General features: G+C 40.2%; 8 protein-coding genes. 3 read left to right on the forward strand and 5 right to left on the reverse strand.

Features of this window, described 5'->3' with window-relative positions; translation table 11 throughout:
- Positions 1 to 226 precede the first annotated feature (226 nt).
- The 4 genes from GQR52_RS19950 to fabR all read right to left on the reverse strand — a co-directional run bounded on the left by GQR52_RS19950 (position 227) and on the right by fabR (position 3,197).
- Positions 227 to 589 carry a hypothetical protein gene (locus tag GQR52_RS19950; RefSeq protein WP_165729568.1) on the reverse strand — a complete coding sequence of 121 codons (363 nt, stop codon included), beginning with the start codon at positions 587 to 589 and terminating at the stop codon, positions 227 to 229.
- Between the two features lies 1 nt (position 590).
- The gene (locus GQR52_RS19955; RefSeq protein WP_165729569.1) at positions 591 to 1,247 is read right to left on the reverse strand and encodes a peptidoglycan-binding protein; all 657 of its coding nucleotides are present in this window, start codon (positions 1,245 to 1,247) and stop codon (positions 591 to 593) included.
- A 9-nt stretch (positions 1,248 to 1,256) separates the two neighbouring features.
- Positions 1,257 to 2,426: a hypothetical protein gene (locus GQR52_RS19960; RefSeq protein WP_346774289.1), complete on the reverse strand. Its 1,170-nt coding sequence runs from the start codon at positions 2,424 to 2,426 to the stop codon at positions 1,257 to 1,259.
- 147 nt (positions 2,427 to 2,573) lie between these two features.
- Complete coding sequence (fabR, locus tag GQR52_RS19965) at positions 2,574 to 3,197, reverse strand: HTH-type transcriptional repressor FabR (protein ID WP_007582233.1); 624 nt, start codon at positions 3,195 to 3,197, stop codon at positions 2,574 to 2,576.
- A gap of 126 nt (positions 3,198 to 3,323) precedes the next feature.
- Here fabR and GQR52_RS19970 point away from each other — a divergent pair, with 126 nt between their 5' ends.
- Both GQR52_RS19970 and sthA read left to right on the forward strand, forming a co-directional pair.
- Positions 3,324 to 4,457 (forward strand): fatty acid desaturase, encoded by a 1,134-nt coding sequence (locus GQR52_RS19970; protein ID WP_165729571.1) that lies wholly within the window; start codon positions 3,324 to 3,326, stop codon positions 4,455 to 4,457.
- A gap of 13 nt (positions 4,458 to 4,470) precedes the next feature.
- Entirely contained in the window at positions 4,471 to 5,901 is a 1,431-nt protein-coding gene (sthA, locus tag GQR52_RS19975; RefSeq protein WP_197176402.1) for a Si-specific NAD(P)(+) transhydrogenase, read from the forward strand.
- 95 nt (positions 5,902 to 5,996) lie between these two features.
- Here the strand turns inward: sthA and hemE are convergent, their stop codons facing one another.
- Complete coding sequence (hemE, locus tag GQR52_RS19980) at positions 5,997 to 7,061, reverse strand: uroporphyrinogen decarboxylase (RefSeq protein ID WP_002961084.1); 1,065 nt, start codon at positions 7,059 to 7,061, stop codon at positions 5,997 to 5,999.
- Between the two features lie 530 nt (positions 7,062 to 7,591).
- On the opposite strand from hemE, the gene GQR52_RS19985 reads away from it, so the two are divergent.
- Positions 7,592 to 8,062 carry an Rsd/AlgQ family anti-sigma factor gene (locus GQR52_RS19985; RefSeq protein ID WP_007582240.1) on the forward strand — a complete coding sequence of 157 codons (471 nt, stop codon included), beginning with the start codon at positions 7,592 to 7,594 and terminating at the stop codon, positions 8,060 to 8,062.
- The last annotated feature ends 126 nt before the right edge of the window (positions 8,063 to 8,188 follow it).

The raw sequence follows: 8,188 nt of genomic DNA on the forward strand, positions 1-8,188 counted from the left end.
CCATGGGTATTTAGCAACATCAACCTCTACTTGTGGTGAACTTTGCGATGAGGGCTCTGAGCAACCGCTTAGCAATAAGCTAAAACAAACGCTGAGGGCGCAAAGCATGCTGTGATTTTTTAAAAATGTCATTAAAACTATCCTTTTACTACATGCACTTATTTACGAGGTAATATAAATAAGTGCATTCATTAAAACTTGTGTTATTAAAATAAAGTACTCGTACTTACTCTTCTACTATTTCTGCCATTAAAACGGTTTCTGGCGTTTGCTTGTAAAGCTCACTGAGTGGGACATTGTCGAAAATATAATAAGCTGGCTGGCCATCATTTGGGTCTTGCATTAAATCAAAGCTGCCGCTTTGGGGGATATTAGTAAATTTTATTTTTACCCATGTAGAATCAAGCCTTACACTGGCTATAGATTGTACTTGTTGCCAGCTATGTTGTTTATTTATAAGTATAAGCTGCTCTTTGTCATACTTTGGCGTATTTGGATCAACCTGATACATAAATACAAAAGCAGGCTTAACCATAGTTAACGGGTTTATGTTATTTACTACCATTGCCATACTGTGCGGGGCACTCATACTAACTCCCAAATACTTGTTGTAGTTTTGCTTTGGTTTTAGGGCCTGGTATGCCGTCTATGTCGAGATCGTGCTCGTACTGAAATTCTTTTACACCAATGCGAGTTTTTTTACCCATAACACCATCAACCGTACCACAATCAAACCCCAACATATTGCACCGGCCTTGTACACCTGAAAGCGTGTCGATTGGATCTAAATTGCCTATTTGTACCGCAAAGCTTTTAGTTGGTGTGGTATCGCCTTCATTTAAGTATAAATCGACGGTACCAGTTAGGGCGTCGTTATTATTAAGTTCTACTTCGATAAGCCCATCACTTTGCAGTACGGTATCTATTGTTTGGTTACCAATATTAAGTACTACGCGTTTACCGGCTACGTCATCGCCGTCGTCGTACGATACTTGCAGGCGAAAATACTCTTTTTCGTTTTGTACAACAAAGCTGTTAATGCTGTTGGTGCGCAGCGGAATAAACTTTTCTTTTTTAGGCGGAATCGTAATTTTATCGCCCGGGTAAATTAAATTAGGGTCTGGGCGTAGGGCTTTAAACTCTGCATTGCTTGGGTGGTTGTAAAGCGCTTTAGATGTTTGGTAGCCGTATTGCTTTGCTATGCGCAATAGCGTTTCACCTTGGGCTACGGTGTGTTGTTGGGTCATTGTGTATCCTTAAACTTTGCCTACAGACCAATCTTCGCTGTCGAGTTCAAAAAAGCTGACTTTAGCGTTTTCAAAGTCGGGGCCTGATACGTTGGCATAACCGTTTTGGTCAAGCTGCCCGGTAATAATGTGGCCGTTGCGTAGGCGTATTTTGTAGCCCATGTTGGCTTGTGGCTCGCCGGCTTCGTCGAGTAGTTCTATTTCGTAGGCTAAAGTGGGTTGTTCAACTGTAAATGTGGTGGTGTCGGTTGCGCCACTGGCCGTTACCGTAACATTATAAAGACCCGGTTTTACCTCAGCGTAGTGCTGCCAAAACGAGACTTCGTCTGGGTGTTTTTTTTCTAGTTGTAGCGTTATTTGCCCACTTGTTGGCCCTTGCCACTGAATAACTACATTGCGACTGTTACTGCATGAGCCTTCTATATTGAGTTTCCAACCACTGGGTACTGTTAAGCTTGTGCCTGCTTTAGCAGGTTTACGCTCGCTATAGCCTAAGTTGTAATCGTAAATTAAATTGGCATTTTTATAGCCGGTATATTGCTGTGCTAATTGCTCTACGGTTTCAGCGGCGCTAAGTACGTGGGTTGTAAAATTTTGCCTAACAGTGTGAGACGCTTTTAGTAGCATTGTGCTGTTTAGCTCTGGCTTATAAATGCGTACAGCGGGCGCATGTTGTTGTATAGGTTGCACCGCTTTTTTAGGTTTTTGGTTATAACTTTGCTGATTTATAAATTGCGGACTATTTTGCGCAGCTGATTGGCTGTTTATAAATGCAGAAGTGCTTGGCGTCATTACTGTGTTATTTATAAAAGTATTGTTTTGCAACGCTGTTTGCGATGATGTAACTGAACCATTATTAACCGCGCCCGAGTACTTTGTTGGTGCTTGAGTTTGTTTTGGGTAAACAGCTAGGCGTGTACTAGCTTGCTTAAACAGAGAATATGGTACCTTTTTCCACTCTTTGTCTTTAGCCCAATATTGGCACCGAGTGTCGTCGCGTAATCGCGCAGCTTGGTGTTTATCTAGCGCACCAAACAGGTTGTCTTGCAGTTGCCTTTGCAACACTTTAGGAAGTTTGCAAAGCTGAGCACGACTTAAATAAGAGAATGTAACCACAGGCTCTGAATTTTCAGGCTCATTATGTGGTTGTTCAAATAGTGGGGGGTAATTTAAGTTCACCGGATCCTTGGTGAGCATTTGCATCCTCGCTTTCTCTTAATAAGAGACTTATTTATTATTTAGTTACGGCTAAAAGGTATGCCGTTATTATAGTGCGTTAATATAAAGAAATAGGCACAAAAAATCTACAATGAATTTTTAAATTTGCTAACTTTGTTCAGTGTTTTCTCTTACGTAATGCCCGGCTCCACGAGTAATATAACGCAGCTGCCAAATAACGCGCTCAATCAATTCGTCGCGTTGCAATCCTTCTATATCGAGCGCCTCTGCACCCGCATTAAATACGAGCGTTACCATAGATTCCGCCTGAATATAGGCATGCATAGCGTTGCACTTAGTTTCGCTTTCTAGATAGTGAGCCAACTCTAAAATAAAATGTTTTACCTCGCGGGCTACAGCGGCTCTAAATGCTTTAGAAGTCCCAGAGCGTTCACGTAGTAATAACCTAAATTGATTGCTTGAGTTATCAATAAATTCCATAAACGTAACAACCGAGGTATTTATAACACTGCCGCCATCGTTTGCTATTCGTCTACGTGCTTGACGCATAAGTTGGCGAAGGGTTAAACCTGCTTCGTCTACCATGGTTAAACCGAGTTCATCCATGTCTTTAAAATGACGATAAAAAGAAGTTGGGGCAATACCGGCTTCTCGTGCTACTTCGCGTAAACTTAAATTCGAAAAACTATGATCAGCACTCAGCTGATTAAATGCCGCTTGAATTAACGCCTGTCGTGTTTTTTGTTTCTGTTGCGCTCTAACACCCGACATCAACAGCTCCCTGAATTATTTTATATGAATATTTAGTGATATTAGCTCAATTGTACAGTCTAATACTTGACGACGAGAGTTTGAAATACTATTTTAGCTTACAGTTGTACGCTGAGATTGAGAATTATGAATAAACCACCGATTATTTGGACAAACGTCCTATTTTTTAGCCTAACCTTTTTGGCGGCTGCCACACTTGTACCTTGGTACGCCATTAGCTACGGATTTACCAGCGCGCATTGGATTGCTTTTGTTGGCTGCATGTTTTATGCAGGCTTATCAATTACTGCTGGCTACCATCGATTATGGGCACATAAAACCTATAACGCACACCCTGCTGTTGAATTTATTTTTGCGCTTGGCGGTGCTTTTGCACTACAAAACAGTGCTTTGCATTGGAGTAGCGATCACCGTATACATCACGGTCAAGTTGACGACCCAATAAAAGACCCTTACGCGGCTACCAATGGTTTTTGGTATAGCCATATCGGCTGGATGTTACGTGACTACCAAGGCGATAGCTACAACGACTATAGTAATTGTCGTGATTTACAACGAAATAAAGTCGTTATGTGGCAACATAAGCACTACTTAAAACTAGCTGTTGCTATGAACGTAGGTTTGCCTCTTGCACTTGGTTTATTAGTTGGTGATGTGTGGGGTATGTTAATTCTTGCAGGTTTACTACGCTTAGTACTAAGCCAACACTTTACCTTTTTTATAAATTCGGTTGCACATATTTGGGGCTCTCGCCCATACACCGAAAAAAATACGGCACGCGATAACGGCTTTTTAGCGTTATTTACATACGGTGAGGGGTATCACAACTTCCACCATATTTTTGCAAGCGACTACCGTAACGGTATTAAATGGTTTCATTACGATCCAACAAAATGGATGATCCGCTCTTTAGCAGCTGTTGGTTTAGCCAATAAACTAAAGCGTACACCTGTTGAACGTATCGAAAAAGCAAAGGCCGAAACGCTAATGAGTAAAACGCAAACGCGTCTTGCAAAATTGCCTTTAGCACAAGATAAGATTACATTATTACAACAAGAGTACGATTTATTGCTGAAAAAACTGCAAAATTATTGTTCACTACAAAAACAAGTGTTAGAAGTTAAAAAAAATAACATGGCAAAGCAGTGTGAACGCTCAGCATTAATGGCACAATACCATGAGTTGGAAGCCGCCTGGGAAAATCAAAAACAGGCATGGCTAGCACTTAATGCGAGGTTATTAAAAGCCTCTTTTAATTAATTTAGGAGTGGCTGTGGCCAAACAACCAGAACAAAAAAAAGTACCCGTGACATACCAATATGATGCAATAATTATTGGCACGGGTCCTGGCGGTGAAGGTACCGCCATGAACCTTTCAAAAAATGACAAAAAAGTAGCGGTTATTGAACGCCAAGAAGCCGTTGGTGGTGGTTGTGTTCATTGGGGAACAATTCCTTCAAAAGCGCTTCGCCACTCTGTTAGCCGTTATATTGAATACAAAGCAAACCCGTTATTTAATATTGGCGAGCGCCCTAGTCGCTTAACATTTCCTGATATTTTACGTCATGCCAGTTCTGTTATTTCTAAACAATCTAATTTACGTAGCAGCTTTTACGATCGCAACCGCATTCATATGTTTCAAGGTGATGCGAGCTTTGTAGATAAGCACACAATTGAAGTAAAAAGAAATGATGGTTCAACCGAGCGACTGACCGCTAAAACGATTGTTATAGCAACGGGCTCACGCCCTTATCGCCCACCAGAAGTCGATTTTACGCATTCTCGTATTTATGAGAGCGACACTATTTTAGGTCTTAAACACGATCCTCATCGCGTACTTATATACGGCGCTGGTGTAATTGGTTGTGAGTACGCTTCTATATTTAAAGGTTTAGGCGCTAAAGTTGATTTAGTTAATACACGCGACCGACTACTTGCTTTTATGGATGCTGAAATATCTGATGCGCTTAGTTATCACTTTTGGAACAGCGGTATTGTTATTCGTCATAATGAAGAGTTTGACCGAATAGAGACGCGTGACGACTGCGTTATTATGCATTTAAAATCAGGCAAACGCGTAAAAGCTGACTGTATTTTATTTGCTAATGGCCGTACTGGTAACACTGATACGCTAAACCTTGAAGCCATTGGTTTAAAAGCCGACAGCCGTGGTCAGCTAAAAGTGAACGAAACATACCAAACAGAAATTGATAACGTTTATGCTGTTGGTGATGTAATTGGCTACCCAAGCCTTGCAAGTGCTGCGTTTGACCAAGGTCGTATAGCTGCTGACGCCATTGCGTGTGGTAACTGTGATGACCGCCTGATTATCGATATTCCGGCTGGTATTTATACCATTCCAGAAATGAGCTCAGTAGGTAAAACAGAGCAAGAACTTACAGCCGCTAAAGTACCGTATGAAGTTGGCCGTGCACAGTTTAAGCATTTGGCTCGCGCGCAAATTGCTGGTACTGAAGTAGGTAGTTTAAAAATATTATTCCACACTGAAACCAAAGAAGTACTTGGCGTACATTGTTTTGGCGAGCGTGCCTCTGAAATTGTTCACATTGGCCAAGCCATTATGGAGCAAAAAAATGGTGGCAATAATATCGACTACTTTGTAAATACCACATTTAACTACCCAACCATGGCTGAAGCCTACCGTGTTGCGGCATTAAATGGTTTAAATCGCTTATTTAAATAAGTAGTTTTAAAAACCTTTATAAATAGGTAACAAAAAACCCGCAACTTAGCGGGTTTTTTACTTTTAAACAGTTTTAAAGTTTATTTAAGTAGCTATTACTTATGGTACTTAGCACTTAGCTCATGTACTGCATTAATGAATACACCAGCATTTTCAGGGTCTACATCTGGTGTAATACCGTGGCCTAAGTTAAACACGTGGCCATTGCCTGTACCGAAGTCTTCTAAAATAGTGCCTACTTCTTGGCGAATACGCTCTGGTGTACCGTGTAACATAGATGGGTCCATATTACCTTGTAGAGCTACTTTATCACCCACACGGCGCTTAGCGTCGCTAATATTAATAGTCCAATCAAGACCAATTGCATCACAACCAGTTGCTGCAATAGCTTCAATCCATTGACCACCATTTTTAGTGAACAAAGTAACCGGTACTTTACGACCATCGTATTCACGAATTAAGCCATCTACAATTTTATGCATATATTGCAGTGAAAATTCGTTGTAATCGCGCGGGCTTAATACACCACCCCATGAGTCAAATACCATTAGCGATTGCGCGCCAGCTTTAATTTGAGCATTTAAATAATCAATAACTGAGTCAGCTAACTTATCGAGTAATAAATGAAGTGTTTGCGGCTCTGCAAACGCCATTTTTTTGATTTTACCAAATACTTTGCTGCTACCGCCTTCAACCATATAAGTTGCTAGCGTCCAAGGTGAACCAGAAAAACCAATAAGCGGTACTTCACCTTTAAGTTCACGACGAATAGTGCTTACTGCGTTCATTACGTAGCCAAGCTCGTCTGTAGGGTCTAACTTTGGAATTTTTTTAACATCAGCAAGTGATGAAATAGGACGTTCAAACTTAGGGCCTTCGCCAGTTTCAAAGTAAAGACCTAAACCCATCGCATCTGGAATCGTTAAAATATCACTAAATAATATAGCGGCATCTAACGGGTAGCGACGTAATGGCTGCAGTGTTACTTCACATGCAAGCTCAGCATTACGGCACAGGCTCATAAAATCGCCCGCTTGTGCACGTGTAGCGCGATACTCTGGTAAATAGCGTCCTGCTTGGCGCATCATCCATACCGGAGTTACATCAACAGGTTGTTTTGCAAGTGCACGTAAATAACGGTCGTTTTTTAATTCGCTCATGGCGTAAATGATCCTAAGACTTGTATAAATTGTGCAAGATTGTACCACCATATTCTCCGACCCTCTATTGCTTAGGGACGAAAACAGCTTTACCTAGAGGCAGATCAATATAATGGCGTGCTTTAATCCATTTTGACTATAAAACAAGCAAAAAAGAATAACATTTAAAACTTTTTATTAATATGTTTGCAACATTACAAAAACCTTGTTATTGTTTGTCCCGCGTTAACAAAAACAATAATAAAAATCTTAAAACAATAAAAATAAATGTTTTAAAATAATAACAATAAAAATCATCTCATAAAAATAAGAAAGCTTGTTATAACAAGTCACTGAAAGAAATTAGACCACCGTAACTGGTGGTTTTTTCTTGCCTAAAATAAAATCTCTCGCCTTAGATTATATAAAAAGGTACACCCCTCAAAGTAGCTCAACTTTACTTGTTGATATACTCGCAAATTAAATATATCTTGATGTACATAAACTTATTATATTCTAATTGAAAGACCAACCCAGCTAGGAGAACAGTTATGCTGACGCGTGTAGAAAAAGCTCAACAAAAATGGGGTGGTAGCCACACAGTAATTGATAAATGGCTAAACGAACGCCAAGACCTTATTGTACTTTATTGCAAAATTGCAGGTTTTACGCCGTACGAAAAACAAGATCAAGCATTGCCAGAGCCAAAACTAATTGAATCATTTTGCCAACTTTTAATGGATTACCTATCTGCGGGCCATTTTGAAGTGTATGACGATATAGCAAAAGCATGTGAAAAAAAGGGCTTACAGAGCCAAGAGCTTGCAAACTCTATTTACCCGCGTATTTCCAGTACAACCGACATAGCGTTAGATTTTAATGATAAGTACGCTGAAGTAGACAAAGAAGACTTGTTAAAGGGTTTTGATGATGACTTGTCTGTTATTGGTGAGGCATTAGAAGCACGCTTTGCACTTGAAGATGAGCTTATTGATAACTTGTTTTCTAATCACGCAAACTAATATGTTATTTACGCATATTAAAAAAGGGACCTAAGGTTAATGCCAGTCAGTTAAGCTGACTGGCATTTTTCTTTTTATGGGGATACTTAGATGGTTTTGGCTTAACCCATCGGGGATATCTTCTAT

Source organism: Pseudoalteromonas sp. 31A1 (assembly GCF_011378815.1).
Lineage (GTDB): Bacteria > Pseudomonadota > Gammaproteobacteria > Enterobacterales > Alteromonadaceae > Pseudoalteromonas > Pseudoalteromonas arctica.

What these genes read in the sequence shown, in the direction of transcription:
- GQR52_RS19985 (WP_007582240.1), top strand. Translation starts at nt 7,592, where the DNA reads ATGCTGACGCGTGTAGAAAAAGCTCAACAAAAATGGGGTGGTAGCCAC.
- hemE (WP_002961084.1), bottom strand. Translation starts at nt 7,061, where the DNA reads ATGAGCGAATTAAAAAACGACCGTTATTTACGTGCACTTGCAAAACAA.
- fabR (WP_007582233.1), bottom strand. Translation starts at nt 3,197, where the DNA reads ATGTCGGGTGTTAGAGCGCAACAGAAACAAAAAACACGACAGGCGTTA.
- GQR52_RS19970 (WP_165729571.1), top strand. Translation starts at nt 3,324, where the DNA reads ATGAATAAACCACCGATTATTTGGACAAACGTCCTATTTTTTAGCCTA.
- GQR52_RS19955 (WP_165729569.1), bottom strand. Translation starts at nt 1,247, where the DNA reads ATGACCCAACAACACACCGTAGCCCAAGGTGAAACGCTATTGCGCATA.
- GQR52_RS19950 (WP_165729568.1), bottom strand. Translation starts at nt 589, where the DNA reads ATGAGTGCCCCGCACAGTATGGCAATGGTAGTAAATAACATAAACCCG.